Raw genomic sequence first — 18,669 nt, 5'->3', positions numbered from 1 at the left:
GCCATGGTAAATGCAGTAGAATTTGACCGCGTCTCTATCGTGTTCGGGGACCATCCCGACCGTGCCCTGCCCCTGATGGATCAAGGCATGTCGCGCAGTGACATTCAGGCGCAAACCGGACAAATCCTGGGTGTGCATGACTGCTCGCTGTCGGTGGCCGAGGGTGAAATCCTTGTTTTGATGGGGCTTTCCGGGTCTGGAAAGTCCACACTTCTGCGCGGCGTCAACGCGCTGAACCCCGTTGTGCGCGGCGAGGTCAGGGTGTGGGACGGCGCGCAAATGGTCTCTGTGACCAAGGCCAAGGGCGAATCCCTGCGCGGTTTGCGGCTGTCAAAAGTAGCGATGGTGTTCCAGCAATTTGGCCTGCTGCCGTGGCGAAGCGTGCGCGACAACGTGGGCTTAGGTCTTGAACTTGCCGGACAATCTCCCGAGGCCCGCCGTGCAAAGGTCGATCAGCAACTTGCATTGGTGAACCTAAGCCAATGGGCCGACCGCAAAGTTGGAGAGCTTTCCGGCGGTATGCAACAGCGCGTCGGCCTTGCCCGCGCCTTTGCCACCGAAGCCCCGATCCTGTTGATGGACGAGCCGTTCTCGGCGCTTGACCCGCTGATCCGCGCCCGTTTGCAGGATGAGTTGCTCGATTTGCAAGCCAAGCTGAAACGCACAATCATCTTCGTCAGCCACGATCTGGATGAGGCGTTCAAACTCGGCAACCGTATTGCCTTGATGGAAGGCGGCCGCATCGTGCAAATCGGCACAGCGCGCGAGATCATCGCCAACCCGGTCAGCGATTATGTGGCTGATTTCGTGGCTCATATGAACCCGCTGGGCGTGCTGACTGCGCGGGATGTGATGCAGGCGGGGTCATGTGATGGGGCGTCGATTGATTGCGAAATGCCGGTCAAATCCGTGATGACCCGGCTGTGCAATGACGAGCCTGAATTGAACGTCACTGAAAACGGCACCCATATCGGTGTGATCCGTGCGGCGGGGTTGATGGCAAAACTCATCAACCCACGCGCCTAGATCAACTGTCGGAAGCATCCTCGGAAGCGGCGGCTTTGGCCGCCGTTTTCTTTGCAGCAGGCTTCTTCGCAGGCGCTTTAGCAGCCACCTTCGCCGGAGCCTTCGCTGCCGCTGTCTTAGCTGCTGGCTTCTTGGCAGCTGCCTTCTTTGCAGCCGCAGGCTTGGCGGGCGCTTTCTTGCCGGATTTTCCGGCCTTTTCTGCAATCAAAACAAGTGCTTCTTCCAGCGTCACAGCTTCGGGCGAAAGTTCCTTTGGCAAGGTCGCGTTGACTTTGGCCCATTTGACATAGGGGCCATATTTGCCAGGCATGACCTGCACAGGCCCACCATCAGGATGCTCGCCCAAGGCACGCAACGGCTCTGCCACAGCAGCGCCCCGACGACCGGCGGCCTTCAAAGCCAGCACTTCCACGGCGCGGTTCATCCCGATGGTAAAGACTTCCTCAACATCCGGGATATTTGCGTAGACCGTGCCGTGCTTCACATAAGGCCCAAATCGCCCAATCGCCGATTCGACCATCACGCCATCTTCCGGGTGCGGCCCGATCTGGCGCGGCAGCGACAGCAACTCAATCGCCCGCTCCAACGTCAAGGCGCCCGATTCCCAGCCCTTCGGCAGGCTTGCACGCGGCGGTTTTGGAGCCTCCTCCGACGCCTCACCTTTCTGCACATAGGGGCCAAACCGCCCGGCGCGCAGGCTGATTTCCACGCCTTCGGCATCAGCGCCCAAAACCCGGCCATCAACCGAGCCACCCTCTTCACCCGAAATCGGGCGGGTGTAGCGACATTCAGGATAGTTGCCGCAGCCGATAAATGCGCCGCCGGAACGCGAGGTCTTCAGATGCAATCGGCCCGTGCCGCAACTTGTGCAAACCCGTGGATCAGACCCATCTTCGCGCAGGGGATACAGATGCGGGCTAAGGAAGTCATCAATCTTATCAAGAACTTCCCCAATGCGCAGATCTGCTGTCTCGGCAATCGCCGCAGAGAAATCGCGCCAGAACCGCGCCAGCACTTCCTTGTAGTCCCGCTCGCCTGCCGAGACGTCGTCCAGTTGGGACTCAAGATCGGCGGTGAAATCATACTCGACATAGCGGCGGAAAAAGTTGGTCAGAAACGCTGTGACCAGCCGCCCCTTATCCTCGGGGAACAGCCGGTTCTTGTCTTTGCGAACATATTCGCGGTCCACAATCGTCGTCAAAACCGACGCATAGGTCGAGGGTCGCCCGATCCCCAACTCCTCCATCCGCTTCACCAAAGTCGCCTCGGTATAGCGCGGCGGCGGTTGGGTATGGCTTTGGCTGGCCAGAATCGCGCCATCCGGGCTGATTACCGCAGAAGGCAAGCGGCGCAATGCGGATTGAGGCTGCGCGGCCTTCGCCTCGATCAAGTCGAAATCATCCTTGCCAGCAGCGTCAGACTGCTTCTTGAACGCGGCCTCAAAACCACCCTTCTTCGGCGCGGCAGCCTCGCCCTGCATGATCTGTGGCAACCGGCCTTCATCTTCGCCTTCTTCGTCGCGGCCTTCCTCGTAAACCTTCAAAAAGCCATCAAACAAAACCACTTGACCATTGGCGCGCAGGCCAACCTGACCATCGGCGCTGCCGATTTCCACCACGGTTCGCTCCATCCGCGCGCCTGCCATCTGGCTGGCAATCGTGCGCTTCCAGATCAGCTCATAGAGGTTTTGCTGATCGCGTTCCGACAAACGCAGGTCCGCCGGGGCCACGGCCATATCGGTGGGACGGATACATTCATGCGCTTCCTGCGCGTTCTTGGCCTTGTTCTTATAGATGCGCGGCGCGTCCGGCACATAGGCCGGACCAAAGCGTTTCCCAATTTCTGACCGCGCCTGCGCCACCGCTTCGGGTGCCATATCGATGCCGTCGGTCCGCATATAGGTGATGTGGCCCGCCTCATACAACCGCTGAGCCGCCGACATACAGGCCTTGGCCCCCATGCCATACTTGCGGCTGGCCTCTTGTTGCAAAGTCGAGGTCATGAACGGCGGATAGGGGTTGCGGCTGGCAGGCTTCGCTTCGACAGACGACACGCTCAATGTTCGTGAAGTGACAGCTTGCACGGCCAATTCGGCGGCCTCGGCGGTCGGAATATCGAACTTGTCCAACTTGCGGCCACCAAGAACCGTCAGCCGCGCTTCAAACTCCTGCCCGCGTGGGGTGTTCAGAACGGCGGAAACCGACCAGAATTCACGCGCGCGAAACGCTTCAACCTCCATCTCACGCTCAACGATCAGACGCAGGCAAACCGACTGCACCCGCCCGGCCGAACGCGAACCCGGCAGCTTGCGCCACAGCACTGGCGACAGCGTAAAGCCGACCAGATAATCCAACGCCCGGCGCGCCAGATAAGCATCCACCAAGGGTTGATCGACCTGACGCGGATGCTTCATCGCCTCGGTCACCGCCTCTTTGGTGATCGCGTTGAAGGTCACGCGAGACACCTTCTTGCCCTTCTTCAGCGTACTGGCCAAAGCTTCTTGCAGATGCCAAGAGATCGCCTCGCCCTCACGATCAGGGTCGGTTGCAAGGATCAGCGTGTCGTCGGTTTTCAGGGCTTCGGTGATGGCGCGAATGTGCTTTTTGCTATCCGCTGCCACCTCCCACAGCATGTCGAATCCGTTCTCGGTATCGACAGAACCATCCTTTGGCGGCAGATCGCGTACATGGCCGTAAGAGGCCAAAACCACATAGTCCGAGCCAAGATATTTGTTGATTGTCTTGGCCTTAGCGGGCGATTCTACAACGACAACGGGCATGAAATTCCCTTGAAAACAGGCATATGAGCGGCGAGGCACCATGTGGGGCATTAGGCGCCGTTGTCAACCGCGCCTATGGCAATACCCGTTGCCTACTTGGAAGTTCGTGGTTTCACATTGGTCTAAATATCCCCGCCGGAGGCTCCTTTGGCACATCGCAGATGCCTCCGGTGCAGATATTTAAGCCATTGTGAAGCTCTGGGCGCTTTCAATCCACCCGGCTGAGCAGGCCACCGGATTGGCGCAAAATTCGACCTTCAAGCTCTAACGAGATCAAGGCCGGGGACAAGGTACCGGGTGGCAAGGCCAGATCGCGGATCAGTTGATCTTCGGCCAAAGGGCTGGGGCCAAGGCGGGCGAGGATCTGGCTGTGCAAGGCGGCGCTTTCGGACAGCGGGCGACGTTGCGGAACAGGGCCGGGCAGCGGATCTGGCACTGCAACAGGCTCAATCGGCAACTGTTCTTGCACGGCAAAATGCCCGTGCACCCCGATCGCCTCAAGGATATCCTGCGCCGATCGGACCAACACAGCGCCGTCGCGCAGCAGTATATTGCAGCCCGCAGCCCTTGCATCAAAGGGATGCCCCGGCACCGCAAGAACCTCGCGCCCCTGATCAAGCGCGTTTTTCGCGGTGATCAGGCTGCCAGATCGGGCTGCGGCCTCAACCACCACTACGGCGCGTGAAAGCCCCGAGACGATGCGGTTTCTTTGCGGAAAATGCCGCGCTTGGGGCACCAGCCCCATCGGTTGTTCCGAAACCCGACACCCGCGTGCCGCAATTGCCATCGCCAATTCCTTGTTTTCGATGGGATAGATCACATCCACCCCACCCGCCTGCACCGCCACCGTGCCGCTGTCCAATGCCGCCTGATGCGCTTCAGCATCAATACCGCGCGCAAGGCCCGAAACCACCACCTGCCCAGCCAGTGCCAACCCTTCGACCAAGCGGCGCGTCATCCGCAACCCCAGAGACGACGCGTTACGTGCGCCGACCAGCGCCACCATCGGGCGCGCCAACAAATCGATGTCACCCTGCGCCCACAGCACGGGCGGCGCATCGGGCAGATCCATCAGCGCTTGCGGATAGCCCTTTCGCCCCCACAACAGCAGCCGCGCAGATGCCAGCCGCGCTTGCGCAGCCTCGGCTTTTACCACCTCAATCGGGCAGAGGCTGTAATCTTGCACCCCGGCGGCACGGGCAATGCCGGGCAATTCTGCCAAAGCGGCCTCGATCCCGCCGTGATCGGCCACCAAGCGGTGAAATGTCACCGCCCCGACGCGACGCGAGCGAATAAGGCGAAGCCAAAGCAGCGGGTCCGCGTCCGGGGCAGCCATGCTGCGGGAACGGGAAGTTGGGGTTTGGGATGTGTTCAGACCCGTTGCCATTTGCGCTAGCCTCATTGACGATTCGCAGTCTGCGCCGGCCGAGGTTAACAACAGATGAATCGCCCTTAACTCTGCGCCAGACCCCAAGCCAGACTGGACTGACCCACCCCCAAATCTGGCCTTATCGAAACCAGTTCTGGGTGGATTGCCGGATCTGTCGAATTTTGATCATATGCACGGCAAGAACGTCGCCCGCTTACGCGGCCCCTGAGCTAAGGAAAACGCCATGACCACCACCCTGAAAAATGCCGAAATCGCACGCCGCCGCACGGATAGCATCTCTCGCGGGGTGGGGGTGCAGACCGAGATCTACGTTGATCGCGCGCTGAATTCCGAAGTTTGGGATATCGAAGGCAACCGCTATATCGACTTCGCCGCAGGCATTGCCGTGGTGAACACCGGCCATTGCCACCCGAAAGTCATGGCGGCTGTTACCGCACAGTTGTCGAAATTCACTCATACCTGCCATCAGGTTCTGCCTTATGAGAACTATGTGCGCTTGGCCGAGCGTCTGAACGCCCTCGTCCCCGGCGATTTCCCGAAGAAAACCGTCTTCGTGACCACCGGCGCCGAAGCTGTTGAAAATGCGGTGAAAGTCGCGCGCATCGCCACGGGGCGCAACGCCATCATCGCTTTTGGCGGTGCCTTCCACGGCCGCACGCTTTTGGGCATGTCGCTGACCGGCAAGGTGGATCCCTACAAGAAAGGCTTCGGCGCGATGATGCCCGATGTCTACCATGTGCCGTTCCCGCAAGAAATCCACGACATCACCACCGAAGACGCGATGGCCGGCATCACCAAATTGTTTAAGGCCGATCTTGACCCCACCCGCGTCGCCGCGATCATTCTGGAACCCGTGCAGGGCGAAGGCGGCTTCTATCCTGCGCCAAAGGATCTGCTGCGCGCCGTGCGCAAGCTGTGCGACGACCACGGCATCGTCATGATCGCGGATGAGGTGCAAACCGGCTTTGCCCGCACCGGCACCATGTTCGCCATGGAACAATCGGGCGTAAGCGCCGACATCACCACCATGGCCAAAGGTCTGGCAGGCGGTCTTCCGCTGGCCGCGCTGACCGGTAAGGCCAGCCTGATGGATGCAGCGCATCCGGGCGGTTTGGGTGGCACCTATGGCGGCAACCCGATCGGCATTGCCGCCGCCAATGCGGTTCTTGATGTGATCGAGGAAGAGCAGCTTTGCGCCCGCGCCAACGAACTCGGTGGCCGCCTGAAACAACGGCTGGAAGCCATCCGTTCGGTTACCCCCGAGATCACCGACATTCGTGGCCCGGGCTTTATGGTTGCGGTCGAATTCGCCAATCCGGCCAACCACGAACCCGATGCAGGCTTCACCACCCGCGTCCGCGTTGAGGCGCAAAAGCGCGGGCTGATCCTGCTGACTTGCGGTGTTTATGGCAATGTGGTGCGCTTCCTTGCACCAATCACCATTCCAGACGCGCATTTCGCCGAAGCGATGGATATTCTGGAAGCCGCAGTGGCAGCCGCACGCCAAGGCTGAGCATCAGATTGAACGCTTGGAACGGGCCGGGGCGCTGATGCGTTCTGGCCCGTTGCCATTTGTGGCCTCTGCCCTCGGTGTTGGCGGCAATCTTCCGAAGCCAGAGCGCTCAAATGGCAAAGGTTTAGTGCCTGCCGCAGCAGTCGGATGCCTCCGGCGGGAGTATTTTAAAAAGAGCAACGCCAAAAGCCGGAGAAAGCTTTTGCAAGCGGCCTTCCCCCCTACACGCCGTCGCGCTATCAGGCGATGCATGGGGGAATTTATGGCCACGCGAAACGGGATCAGTTTGGAAAATGCCTCGGTCACGCTTGGCGGCACGCGCATTTTGTCCAATCTGACCCTGCATCTGACCGAACGGCGTATCGGCATCATTGGCCGCAACGGCTCGGGCAAGACCACATTGCTGCGGCTGATGGCAGGGCTGATCCCGGCCACCACGGGATCGGCCACGATTGACGGCATTGCGCCCACAGACCGCAAAGCGATTTTGCCGCGCCTTGGCATCCTGTTTCAAAACCCCGACCACCAGATCCTGTTTCCCACCGTGGCCGAGGAGCTGGCCTTTGGTCTGCGCCAGCAAGGCCAAAGCCAAGCCGCGGCAGATGCAGCCGTCACGGCTTTGCTGATACGCGAGTCGCGGGGGCATTGGGCGAAGGCGCTGACGCACACGCTGTCGCAAGGCCAGCGCCATTATCTATGCCTGCTGTCGATCCTGCTGATGCAGCCGCAAACCATCTTGCTGGATGAACCCTTTGCCGGGCTTGATTTGCCAACCCAGATCCGGCTTGCCCGCCGCTTGGCGGCACTGCCACAACGGCTGATCACCATCAGCCATGACCCTTCCGCCGTCGCTAACTGCGACCGCGTGTTGTGGTTGGAGCAGGGTCAGATCCGTGCGGATGGCCCGCCTGATGTTGTCCTGCATGCCTTCAAAGCCGAAATGGCACGGTTAGGAGAGCAAGATGCTGACACTGACCTCACCAATTGAAACCTATGCCCACCGCCTGCCTGCAGGGCTGAAGCTGGTGCTGCTTTGCGGCTTTACCGTGCTGCTGTTCGCGCTGAAATCACCGCTGGCGCTGCTGTGCGCAGCGCTGCCCCTGATTGTGGGCATAGCCGCAGCCGGGCGCAGCTTTGCGACAAGCTCGGTCCGCATGCTGCGGCCACTGTTGCCGTTTGTGGTAATCGTCGCACTCTGGCACCTGATCACCAAAGACCCGTTTGGCCTGCCGATCCTGATACGCATGATTACTGCGGTGGCGGCTGCGAACTTTGTAACCATGACCACGCGGCTTTCCGACATGATCGCAGTGATAGAGCGTCTCGCCCGCCCGCTTGCGCCGATTCTGCCGCCCAAGGCGCTGGCGCTGGCGATGGCACTGACCGTGCGTTTCACCCCAACGCTGCTGGCCCGCGCTGCCGAGATTGCCGAAGCCTGGCGTGCGCGGTCGCCCAAACGCCCCGGCTGGCGCATCCTGCTGCCCACTACGCTGGCGGCTTTGGATGATGCTGACCGGGTGGCCGAGGCGATAAGGGCGCGTGGCGGCAGCGCCTGAGACGCGCAGGCTCGAACGCAAAAAACTCTTGCCGCAGCGCAGAAAGTCGAGATAGGTCTGCGTCAAACAGGGAGAGCACTTTGGAAAAAAACCTAACCTATATCGCACTATTCGCTGCCTTGATCGCAGTGTTGGGCCTTGTGCCCAAGATTGACTTGGCCTCGGGCGTGCCGATCACCGCGCAATCCTTGGGCATAATGCTGTGCGGCACCGTGCTTGGCGCTAAGCGCGGCGCGTTGGCCGTGCTGTTGTTCTTGGCATTGACCTTGGCAGGTTTGCCATTGCTGTCAGGCGGACGCGGCGGCTTGGGTGTGCTGGCCTCACCAACCGTGGGCTATATCATTGGCTTCCCAATCGCCGCCTTTGTCACCGGCCTGATCGTGCAAAGCTGGCGCGCGCCGATCCTGCCTGTGGCCATCGTCGCAGCCTTTGTGGGCGGGCTCGTGGTTCTGAACCTGATCGGGATTGTGGGCATGGCCTTCATGCTGGGCAAAACCCTGCCCGAGGCCACCTTGCTTGCCGCCCCCTATATGATCGGCGACACCATCAAGGCCGTGCTTGCAGGCCTTGTCACCCAAGCGATTGGCCAAATGCGCCCCGACGCGTTGCTGTCACGCGGCTAAATTTTCGGACCAAAGCCGCCCCCAAGTCTGCGGGGCGGCTTCTTCGCGTCAGGCTATTGACTTTATTGGTATTATATCGCGGATGCACGCCCCGGCAGTCACTGGCCCACGACTGATCGCTGCACCAATATTGCAGAGCCAATCCCCCCCGCCGCCGCAATGGCCGCAAGCCCAAACCCCGCCTTTAGCTCGTAGAACAACCGCACCGCCAATATCGCGCCAGAGGCCCCAATCGGATGCCCGCGCGCCAATGCGCCGCCGCCCAGATTGACCCGCGCCGTATTCAGGCCCGCCCCGCTGACACAGGCTATTGCCTGCACGGCATAGGCCTCCATAATCTCGGCCATGGCGATCTGGGTCGCCGCAAGCCCCGCGCGGGCGAGCACCGCCGCAATCGCGGCAACGGGGGCCAGACCCGGCTCAACTGGATCTGCACCAAGCGTGATCCCGCCCAAAATCCGCAACCCGCGTCCGGTCGGAAAATGCACTGCAACCTTGTCGGAAACCACCAGGACAAATGCCGCTGCATCCGCCGCAACAGCTGTGTTCGCCGTCGTGATCGAGCCTGCGATCACCTGCGCCCGCGCGGCCACTGCAAGGCTTAGATCGCGGGCGAAAACGTCACGGTCCTGCCCAGCCAAAAGGACGATCTCACCCGGGCAAACCCTTGCTTTCGCATGACTTTGCACCGCCCACGCATCCTGCGCCGCTCTTGAAATACCTAAGCGCACGGCCAAAGCCGATGCTGCATCCGCCATCGCCGGATCGCGGTCCGCCCAAGGCGTGAACCGCGCCTGATCATAGGCGACCGCCGCGCCGCCATCCGGGTCGGTGCGCAGCCGCAAGGGCCTGCGCGAATAGCTTTCCACCCCGCCCGCGATGACCGCTTCGGCTGCACCGCTGTCCACCAAAGCCCGCGCCAGCAGGATCGCATCCAAGCCCCCCGCGCATTGCCGATCGACCGACAATCCGGCCACCCGTTCGGGCAAACCTGCGGCCAGCGCAACGCGCCGCGCCGGATTGCCCCCAGCCCCCAAGGCATTGGCGCAGATCAATTCATCAACCTGCTGCCCTGCAATCCCTGCCGCCTCCAGCAGAGCCTGCACAACGGGAGCGGCCAGATATTCAATCTCCAACCGTGCAAAAGCGCCGCCGCGCGGCACAACGGCTGTGCGTTTGGCAGCCACAATAACGCTCATAGCCCGACCTGATGCGCAAGCGCGACAAGATCGGTTTTACCAGAGGCCAACACCGGCCAATCCAACACCCAGATGACTGCGCGCGGGGCAATCAATGGCCCCAAGCGCGCCCGGCACGCCGCCAGTATTGCGGCCTCGGCACTGGTATCACCGCGGATCACCGCAACCATGACCGCACCGCGCAAAGCATCCCGGCGCGGCAGTATCGCAACGCGGGTTACCCCCGGCAGCCCGCCGATAAACTCTTCAATTTGCTCAGGAAACACATTTTGATCAGCAACCGTCACCATCCGCCCTGCCCGTCCAGACAGATAGAGATACCCGCCGTCCAGCCTCCCCATTTCGCCCACCGACAACCAGCCCTGATCCCAGATAGCCCCCCCCACATCCGCCCCCAAATCCTGACCGGCATAGCCCTGAAACAGATAGGGCGAGCGCACCCAAATCAGCCCTGCCCGCACTTCAATCTCGACCCCGGGATAGGTCGATCCGACCGAATTCGCAGGCGCATCCGGCCCTGCCAGCGTGATGAAACTTGCCTCGGCGGCACCGTAGAATTCGGTGATCCGCGCCCCCGCCATAGCGGCCCGCAAGCCCGCATCCAGCTTTGATCCGCCAACTAAGATCAAGCCAGACGCCTGCCAACCAGCCTCGATCAGCAGGCGCAACTGTGCAGGCGTTGCATAAATCACCGAAGCCCCCCGCAGCGCGCGCACCTGCCGATCCGGCCGCATCCCACCCAGCAAAGACAACTCTGCGCCCAGATGCAGCGCCTCCAGAGCGCCATAAAGCGCCAGCGAGTGAACCAGATCCCCCAGCACGGCCACGCGACAACCCGGCCCCACGCCAAACAACCCGGCATTGATCGCAAAGCTGTGCGTCCACGAGGCCATGCTGCGCAAAATCCGTCGTGGTGCTCCGGATGAGCCAGAGGTCAGCGTCTCAAACATCCCCTCGCCACGCGGCTGCGGCCCACCCCCGCCAATCCGAAACGGACGCCCCGGCACTGCCAAGGCCGCGCGCAAAGCCCGATCATCACCTACGACACGCGCCTTTGGATGCCACTGAAACCATTTCATACTCGTCCAAATATCCCCGCCGGAGGCTTCCACAGCTGAACCATGCTTAGCGTGTCAGCAAAGTCGCCATCCGCCGCAGCGCCAGCAGATAACCTTCAGTGCCGAAGCCCGCGATCACCCCCTCGGCGCGGCTCGAAACAAAAGAATGATGCCGGAACGCCTCGCGCTTGTGGATGTTTGATATATGCACCTCAAGCACCACGCCTTCAAACAGGTTCAGCGCATCCAGAATCGCCACCGAGGTGTGCGAATAAGCCCCCGGATTGATGATAATGCCAGCCGCAACGCCGCGCGCGTCTTGAATCCAATCGACCAATTGGCCTTCGTGGTTGGATTGCATCGCCTCGACGCTCAGCCCCAGTTCCGGCGCCAAAGCGGTCAGTTGCGCCACCACATCGGCCAAGGTTTCTTGGCCATAAATTTCGGGCTGGCGCTGGCCCAGCATGTTCAGGTTCGGGCCATTCAGAACGAAAATCGGCTTCATTGCGGGCATCCTTGCGATATTTCCCAAGCTTTAACGCATCCTGCCCATGGCCGCATAGGAAAAACGCGCCTCCCGTGGGGGGAGGCGCGCAAGTAGGGTCGCCGGTCTGGGGGACCTGCCGTCAGGGAGACGTTAACGCTTAAGCGACCTTTTCGAGTGCAATTTGGGGGGCAATTTCCGGCGCAATTCCCAATGCCCGCACCACCTCACGGGTTAGATCCGGGCGGTTGAGCGTGTAGAAATGCAGATCCTGCACGCCACCTTCCAACAGACGGCTGCACAGAGTTGTGCATTGCGTCAGCGCCAGCAAATCTTCGCGCCCGTCGCGTTTGGCGGCGGCAAAGCCCTCATCCAGACGCAAAGGCACGCTTGTGCCACACCGGGCGGCGAATTTCTTGGTGCCTTCCCAAGATTGGATCGGCAAGATACCCGGAATGATTGGCGCATCAATCCCCGCTTTGACGCAAGCATCGCGGAAACGGAAGAACGTGTCGGCTTCAAAGAAAAACTGGGTGATGGCGCTGCTGGCCCCTGCGTCTATCTTGCGCTTCAGCCATGTCACATCAGCAAAACGGTCGGCGGCATCCGGGTGCGGTTCGGGATAGGCCCCAACACGGATGTTGAACTTGCCGATTTTTGCCAAGGCCGCCACCAGCTCGGAGGAATCGGCAAAGCCTTCGGGATGTGGCGTGAAGCGGTCAGCCCCTTTCGGTGCATCCCCGCGCAAAGCCACAATCTCGTTCACGCCAACCTCGGCATAAGCATCTGCAATCTCAAGCGTTTCGGTACGGCTGGCATCCACGCAAGTCAGATGCGCCGCCACGTTCAGCCCGTAATTTCGCTTGATTGCGCCCACTGCCTCATGCGTCAGTTTGCGGGTTGTGCCGCCTGCGCCGTAAGTCACGGAGACAAAATTTGGTTGCATCGGGGCCAGCACCTGCACGGTTTCCCAAAGTTTGAACGAGGCGTCCAGGCTTTGCGGCGGGAAGAATTCAAACGAGATGCGCGGTGCGGTCATGATAGGCTCCTTTTACTTGCCCCTTTCTGACATGCTGCGTAAATTGAATCCAATTCATAGTTTTCAACATAAACATGAGAACCACGCATGTATCTGGAACTCCGCCATCTGCGCACAATCCGCGCCATCCATCAGGCCGGTGGCCTTGCCCGCGCGGCCGACCTGATGAACATGACGCAATCGGCGCTGTCGCATCAGGTGGCAGGACTGGAGGCGCAGGTTGGGATGGAGCTGTTTGTGCGCCGATCCAAACCGATGACGCTTTCTGCGGCGGGGATCAGGATGCTGCGCGCGGCCGAGAGGATTTTGCCCGAGATCACCGCGCTGGAAGAAGAATTTCGCGCGCTTCAGGCCGGAAAAACCGGGCGCTTGCACATCGCCATCCAATGCCACGCCTGCTTTGACTGGCTGTTTCCAGTGCTGGAATTGTTCCGCCACGCTTGGCCCGAGGTCGATGTGGATATCCGTGCCGGCCTCGCCTTTGACAGCTTCCCCGCGCTTTTGCGCGAAGAGGTGGATCTGGTGATCTCGTCCAACCCCGAACCTTTGCCCGGCATCACCTTTAACCCGTTATTCGATTATCATCCGATGTTCATCGCTTCGGCACAGAACCCATTGGCCGAGAAATCGCTGATCGAGGCCGAGGATTTCCGCGACCAGACCCTGATCACCTATCCTGTGCCCCGCGATAAGCTGGATGTGTTCACCGAACTGCTGACCCCCGCCAAGATCGAACCTCGCGCCCAGCGCCCTGTGGAACTGACCGCGGTGATCCTGATGCTTGTCGGCTCTAATCGGGGTGTAGCGGTGCTTCCGGATTGGGTTCTGCGCGATGTGAAATCCAACGCCGATTACGTTACCCGCGCCTTGGCCCCGCCGCCCGGCAAAACCGACGCGATCACCAAACGCCTATTTGCGGCGACGCGTGAAGAAGATGCTTCAAAGCCCTACATTGGTCATTTCTTGCGGCTTGGTCGGTCCGAAGCGGTGAAACTGCAACGCAGCTAAGGTTTTGCGCCGCTGCGGCGCGGCTTGCAAATGAGCCATGCAAGAATTGCATTGGAAATATAAGCAGGCTTATTATATCTAGCCTTATGAATTTTGCACATGATCAGCTTGGCCCTCTGCTGCACGACGCGTCGCGTCTGGTGCGCAAGCGTTTCGCGCAGCGGGCGTCGGAATATGGGCTGTCTTCGGCGCAGTGGCGGCTTTTGGCAGTCGTATTGCGCGAAGGCAGCGCCAGTCAGGCGCGCATCGCTGACAAGCTGGAAATCGAGCCGATCTCGGTCTCGCGGCTGGTCGATAGGATGGAGCAAGCCGGTTGGGTCGCGCGCCAGCCTGATCCCGAAGATCGACGGGTGCGGGTGATCGTGGCAACGCCCTCGACCATGCTGATTCGCAACGACTTAAAGGCAATGGCGGATTCCGTATTTGCCGAAGCGCTGTCAAACCTGACCCCTGACGCGCGCCATGCTTTGATCACCGGGCTTGCCTCGGTGACATCAACTCTGTCTCAGGCCGTTTGCGATGCAGCGGCAGACGTGAAGGACATCTGATATGACCGCAACTTCGACCAACACCCCAGCTGCAAATACCCCAGCCACAAACAATGCAGCCGCGGCGAATGTCACGCCGATCACCCCGGCAGCAGAGCCTTTGGCAGCGCCCGCGCCGCCACCGCGCAAAAAGCGCCGTGCTTTGATGATCGCGGGGCCGGTGGTCGTGCTGCTGGCAGCCGGTGGCTATTGGCTGATGGGCGGGCGCTATGAGGAAACCGAAAACGCTTATCTGCATCAGGCCCGGATTTCGGTCGCCTCGTCGGTGCCGGGGCGGATTGATAAAGTGCTGGTGAAAGACAATCAGACAGTCAGCACTGGCGATGTGCTGTTTCAAGTTGACCCGGTGCCGTTCCGTCTGGCGCAAGCCCAAGCCGCAGCCGCCGTCAGCGCCGCCCGCATCTCGGTCGAGCAGTTGAAGCTGGCCTATGGCACAGCGCAAGCCAATCTGGTGCTGGCCGAGGATGAAGCAGCCTATCAAACGCTGGAGCGTCAGCGGCAAGAAAGCCTTGGCGCCAAAGGTGTTGCCACCGACTCCAACCTGATCGACGCCCGCCACGATGAACGCACGGCACTTGATAAGCGTGATCTGGCGAAACAGGCTGTAGCCTCGGCCCTCGCCGCGATTGGCGGCGACCCGAACATCCCGACCGACAATCACCCCACCGTCCGTGCGGCGGTCATTGCGCGCGAGCAAGCCGCCTATAATCTGGCCAATGCCGTCGTCAAAGCCCCGGCAGATGGCGTGATCTATCAAGCATCCTCGTTCAAACCGGGGCAGATGGTTGCGGCGGGCCAAAGCCTGTTTGCCTTGGTGCAGACCGACGACATTTGGGTGGATGCCAATTTCAAGGAAACCCAACTTGCGGGCATCACCGTAGGCGCACCCGCCGAGCTGACGTTTGACGCCCATCCCGGCCGCACGATCGAGGCGGTTGTGGCGGCCATCGGTGCGGGCACTGGATCAGAATTCTCGCTGCTGCCCGCGCAGAACGCCACTGGCAACTGGGTCAAAGTCACCCAACGGGTGCCGGTGACGCTGAAACTGGTCAACCCAGATGACGCGGCGGGTCTTGCCTCGGGTGTCAGCGCCTCTGTGTCGGTGGATACCGGGCGTCACCGCAGCCTGTCCGACCTGCTGCCCGGCTTTCTGAAGTAATCCGCCATGAGCAGCGCAGCCTCTGGGCCCTCTACGGAAGTGCCACATAAGGGCCTGATCACGCTTTCGATCATGCTGGCGACGATCATGCAGGTGCTGGATACCACCATCGCCAATGTGGCATTGCCCACCATGACCGGCGACCTTGGTGCCAGCCAAGACACCATCACATGGGTGCTGACCAGCTATATCGTTGCATCCGCCATCATGACCCCGGCGACGGGTTGGGTGTCCGACCGCATCGGCAAGCGCGAGTTCTTTCTGATCTCGATTGCGGGCTTCGTGATCACCTCTATCGCCTGCGGTCTGGCGTGGAGCCTGCCTTCCATGGTGTTTTTCCGTCTGTTGCAGGGCATCTTTGGCGCGGCCATCGTGCCGTTGTCGCAGACGTTCCTGTTGGACATCAACCCGCGCGAAAAGGCGGGCCAAGCCATGGCTTTGTGGGGCGCTGGCATCATGGTCGGCCCGATCATCGGCCCGACTTTGGGCGGCTGGCTGACCGAGAGCTTTAGCTGGCGCTGGGTGTTCTTCGTCAACCTGCCCGTCGGCATCATCGCCTTTTGGGGCTGTGCCGCCTATCTGCCAAAATCCATCACCCGCCCGCGCCGCTTTGACTTTTTCGGCTTTGCCATGCTGTCGTTGGGCATTGGGGCCTTGCAACTGATGCTGGATCGCGGTGGAGAGGTTGATTGGTTCTCATCTGGGGAAATCTGGCTTTATCTTTTCCTGACGCTGACCGGGATGTGGGTGTTCGTGCTGCACATCTTGGGGGCTGACAAGCCGTTCCTGAACCCACGGATGTTTCTGGATCGCAACTTTTCGACGGGCCTCGTGTTCATCTTTATCATCGGCATCATCCTGCTGGCCAGCCTTGCACTGCTGCCACCGATGCTGTCGAAAATCTTCGGCTATCCCACCATCACGACCGGCGTTGTCATGGCACCGCGTGGGGTTGGCACGATGATTTCGATGATCATGGTCGGGCGCTTGGTGCAAAAGGTCGATGCGCGCTTGCTGGTTTCTGTCGGGCTGATCCTGACTGCTGGTTCGCTGCATTTCATGACGCAGTTCACGCCGCAGATGGATTCGAGTCTGGTGATCTGGACCGGCGTTTTGCAAGGTCTTGGCCTTGGGCTGGTGTTCGTGCCGCTGTCGACCATCGCCTTTGCCACCATCGCACCCGAGTTCCGCGCCGATGCCACCAGCCTGTTTTCACTGGTGCGCAACATTGGCTCGTCCATTGGGATCTCGATGGTAACGCTGATGCTGACGCGCAATGTGCAGATCAACCATGCCGACATCGGCACCGCGATTTCACCGTTCAACCCCAATTTCAACATGGTGGTGCCGCCCGGAACGATGAGTGCCACCACATTGCAACAGATGGAGGGGCTGGTTTCCACCCAAGCCCTGATGATCAGCTATATCGACGATTTCTATCTGATGATGGTGATCACGCTGTGTGCGCTGCCGTTGACGCTGCTTTTGAAAAAGGCGCAGCCGCGGGTGATGGCCCCCGGTGAGGCCCCGGTTGCACATGATTGATTTCCGCTTGGGCAGAGGTTAACCTGCCCAAGCACACGCAAATCAGGAGGGGTGCATGATCCAAATCTGTCACCCACGCACCTATGGCCCTGCATCGGCCCTGCTCTTGTCGCAGGGCTGACCCAAGCCAGATTGCAGGTTTCACCTGAGAGGTTTTTGGTCCGCCCCCAACGGCGCTTTTGCGCTATTTCTGATGCGGATAAAAACATGACCCTGCTTGCCACCAAATCCTTGGCTCTGACGCTTGGCCAATCTCTGTTCACCGATCTGACCTTCAGCATCGAGCAAGGCGACCGCCTTGGCCTGATCGCCGCCAACGGGCGCGGCAAATCCTCGCTGCTGCGGTGTTTGGCGGGCATGCTGGAGCCGACCTCGGGCGATGTGACGCGCGCGCGTGGGCTGAAATGGGCGCTGGTTGATCAGGATGTGCCTGCTGCCATCCTGCCGCTTACGTTCCGCGCGGCGACGCTGGCCGCACTTGACCCTGATCAGGCCGAATACGAATCTTGGCGGGCCGAGATTGTGCTGGATGATCTGGCAGTGCCCGAAGCCCTGCGCGACACGCCGCTTGGTGCATTGTCGGGGGGCTGGCAGCGCACCGCTTTGCTGGCGCGCGCCGCAATCACTGAACCCGACCTCTATCTGCTGGACGAGCCGACAAACCACCTTGATCTGTCGCGCATCGGCACCCTGCAACGCTGGCTGGACGCGCTGCCCCGCGATACGGCCGTGATCACCACCAGCCACGACCGCGCTTTTCTGGATGCCGCGACCAATCGAAGCCTGTTTCTGCGGGCAACCGCCAGCCGTCTGTTCGCCCTGCCCTATTCCCGCGCGCGGGTGGCATTGGAGGAAACCGACGCTGCCGACAGCCGCCGCTTTGAGAATGATCTGAACAAGGCCGATCAGCTGCGCCGCCAAGCCGCCAAGCTGAAGAATATCGGCATCAACTCGGGCTCTGATCTGCTGATCACCAAGACCAAGCAGCTGAAAGACCGCGCCGAAAAGCTAGAGGCCGCCGCCCGCCCCGCGCATCGTGAAACCTCATCCGGGGCGATCAAACTGGCCAATTCCGGCACCCATGCCAAGGCGCTGATCACCCTGAACGATGCGCCCATCACCACACCAGACGCGCGGCCCCTGTTTCACACCGGGCAGAAATGGATCGAGCGCGGCGACCGCGTGGTGATTTTGGGCGCGAATGGCACTGGCAAATCGCAAATGATCGGCGCCGTTCTGGCCGCGATCCAAGACGCGCATCCGACGATCAAGGCCGCCGCAACCCTTGTGCTGGGATACTCTGACCAGAACCTTGCGCAATTGCCCGAGTCTATGACCCCGCAGGCCCTGATCAGCCAGCATGCCAATGACCAGACCACCAAGACCCTGTTGGCAGGCGCTGGCATCAAACCCGATTGGCAATCCTGGCCCTTGGGCAAGTTGTCGGGTGGCCAAAAGGCCCGGCTTGCGATGCTGTTGCTGCGGCTGTCGAACCCGAATTTTTACCTGCTGGATGAACCAACCAACCATCTGGACATCGAAGGCCAAGAGGCGTTGCAATCCGAGCTGCTGACCCAAGGCGCGACTTGTCTGTTGGTCAGCCACGACCGCGATTTCATCCGCGCCGTGGGCAGCCGGTTCTGGCAAGTTGAAAAGCGCCGCCTGATCGAAGTTGACAGCCCAGAGCCGTTCTTTGCCGCAGAACTGAGTCGCCACAGCTGACCAGCCCGCCGAAACAGCCA

The 18,669-nt window shown here is 60.7% G+C and carries 16 protein-coding genes; 10 read left to right on the top strand and 6 right to left on the bottom strand.

All coding sequences use genetic code 11. The annotated features are described in order from the left end of the window. The first annotated feature begins 3 nt into the window (after nucleotides 1–3). The gene (gene choV, locus QQJ98_RS09245; RefSeq protein ID WP_284325049.1) at nucleotides 4–1,026 is read left to right on the top strand and encodes a choline ABC transporter ATP-binding protein; all 1,023 of its coding nucleotides are present in this window, start codon (nucleotides 4–6) and stop codon (nucleotides 1,024–1,026) included. A 1-nt stretch (nucleotide 1,027) separates the two neighbouring features. Here choV and topA read toward each other — a convergent pair whose 3' ends face one another. After that, on the bottom strand, nucleotides 1,028–3,805 hold the full coding sequence (topA, locus tag QQJ98_RS09240) for a type I DNA topoisomerase (protein ID WP_284325048.1): 2,778 nt from the start codon (nucleotides 3,803–3,805) through the stop codon (nucleotides 1,028–1,030). A gap of 208 nt (nucleotides 3,806–4,013) precedes the next feature. Further along, a complete protein-coding gene (dprA, locus tag QQJ98_RS09235; protein WP_284325047.1) occupies nucleotides 4,014–5,141 on the bottom strand; it encodes a DNA-processing protein DprA in 1,128 nt (375 codons plus the stop codon). A gap of 277 nt (nucleotides 5,142–5,418) precedes the next feature. On the opposite strand from dprA, the gene QQJ98_RS09230 reads away from it, so the two are divergent. The 4 genes from QQJ98_RS09230 (at nucleotide 5,419) to QQJ98_RS09215 (ending at nucleotide 8,887) form a co-directional block, all read left to right on the top strand. Beyond that, a complete protein-coding gene (locus tag QQJ98_RS09230; RefSeq protein WP_431307805.1) occupies nucleotides 5,419–6,708 on the top strand; it encodes a 4-aminobutyrate--2-oxoglutarate transaminase in 1,290 nt (429 codons plus the stop codon). A 262-nt stretch (nucleotides 6,709–6,970) separates the two neighbouring features. Further along, nucleotides 6,971–7,696 (top strand): energy-coupling factor ABC transporter ATP-binding protein, encoded by a 726-nt coding sequence (locus QQJ98_RS09225; protein ID WP_284325046.1) that lies wholly within the window; start codon nucleotides 6,971–6,973, stop codon nucleotides 7,694–7,696. Next, nucleotides 7,671–8,264, top strand: coding sequence for an energy-coupling factor transporter transmembrane component T family protein (locus tag QQJ98_RS09220; RefSeq protein WP_284325045.1), 594 nt, complete (start codon nucleotides 7,671–7,673; stop codon nucleotides 8,262–8,264). The genes QQJ98_RS09225 and QQJ98_RS09220 overlap by 26 nt, the downstream gene beginning before the upstream one ends. Before the next feature lie 80 nt (nucleotides 8,265–8,344). Next, nucleotides 8,345–8,887: a biotin transporter BioY gene (locus QQJ98_RS09215; protein ID WP_284325044.1), complete on the top strand. Its 543-nt coding sequence runs from the start codon at nucleotides 8,345–8,347 to the stop codon at nucleotides 8,885–8,887. 98 nt (nucleotides 8,888–8,985) lie between these two features. Here QQJ98_RS09215 and QQJ98_RS09210 read toward each other — a convergent pair whose 3' ends face one another. From QQJ98_RS09210 to metF, 4 genes are all read right to left on the bottom strand, one after another. Continuing rightward, nucleotides 8,986–10,086 (bottom strand): thiolase family protein, encoded by a 1,101-nt coding sequence (locus QQJ98_RS09210; RefSeq protein ID WP_284325043.1) that lies wholly within the window; start codon nucleotides 10,084–10,086, stop codon nucleotides 8,986–8,988. After that, the gene (locus QQJ98_RS09205; RefSeq protein ID WP_284325042.1) at nucleotides 10,083–11,165 is read right to left on the bottom strand and encodes an AMP-binding protein; all 1,083 of its coding nucleotides are present in this window, start codon (nucleotides 11,163–11,165) and stop codon (nucleotides 10,083–10,085) included. Before QQJ98_RS09205 ends, QQJ98_RS09210 begins: the two co-directional genes overlap by 4 nt. 46 nt (nucleotides 11,166–11,211) lie before the next feature. Then, nucleotides 11,212–11,649, bottom strand: coding sequence for a type II 3-dehydroquinate dehydratase (gene aroQ, locus QQJ98_RS09200; RefSeq protein WP_284325041.1), 438 nt, complete (start codon nucleotides 11,647–11,649; stop codon nucleotides 11,212–11,214). Nucleotides 11,650–11,788: 139 nt separating this feature from the next. After that, a complete protein-coding gene (metF, locus tag QQJ98_RS09195; protein WP_284325040.1) occupies nucleotides 11,789–12,667 on the bottom strand; it encodes a methylenetetrahydrofolate reductase [NAD(P)H] in 879 nt (292 codons plus the stop codon). A gap of 87 nt (nucleotides 12,668–12,754) precedes the next feature. Here metF and QQJ98_RS09190 point away from each other — a divergent pair, with 87 nt between their 5' ends. The 5 genes from QQJ98_RS09190 (at nucleotide 12,755) to QQJ98_RS09170 (ending at nucleotide 18,649) form a co-directional block, all read left to right on the top strand. Further along, entirely contained in the window at nucleotides 12,755–13,675 is a 921-nt protein-coding gene (locus QQJ98_RS09190) for a LysR family transcriptional regulator (RefSeq protein ID WP_284325039.1), read from the top strand. An 86-nt stretch (nucleotides 13,676–13,761) separates the two neighbouring features. Beyond that, nucleotides 13,762–14,223 carry a MarR family winged helix-turn-helix transcriptional regulator gene (locus tag QQJ98_RS09185; protein ID WP_284325038.1) on the top strand — a complete coding sequence of 154 codons (462 nt, stop codon included), beginning with the start codon at nucleotides 13,762–13,764 and terminating at the stop codon, nucleotides 14,221–14,223. Between the two features lies 1 nt (nucleotide 14,224). Next, complete coding sequence (locus QQJ98_RS09180) at nucleotides 14,225–15,382, top strand: HlyD family secretion protein (protein ID WP_284325037.1); 1,158 nt, start codon at nucleotides 14,225–14,227, stop codon at nucleotides 15,380–15,382. A gap of 6 nt (nucleotides 15,383–15,388) precedes the next feature. Beyond that, the gene (locus QQJ98_RS09175; protein WP_284325036.1) at nucleotides 15,389–16,927 is read left to right on the top strand and encodes a DHA2 family efflux MFS transporter permease subunit; all 1,539 of its coding nucleotides are present in this window, start codon (nucleotides 15,389–15,391) and stop codon (nucleotides 16,925–16,927) included. 207 nt (nucleotides 16,928–17,134) lie between these two features. Then, nucleotides 17,135–18,649: an ATP-binding cassette domain-containing protein gene (locus QQJ98_RS09170; protein ID WP_284325035.1), complete on the top strand. Its 1,515-nt coding sequence runs from the start codon at nucleotides 17,135–17,137 to the stop codon at nucleotides 18,647–18,649. Nucleotides 18,650–18,669 lie beyond the last annotated feature (20 nt).

Origin of the sequence: Cypionkella aquatica, from assembly GCF_030161095.1 — a bacterium.
Lineage (GTDB): Bacteria > Pseudomonadota > Alphaproteobacteria > Rhodobacterales > Rhodobacteraceae > Cypionkella > Cypionkella aquatica.
The sequence above is the reverse complement of the archived record's forward strand: the minus strand, read 5'-3'. Positions and strand labels throughout refer to the sequence as shown.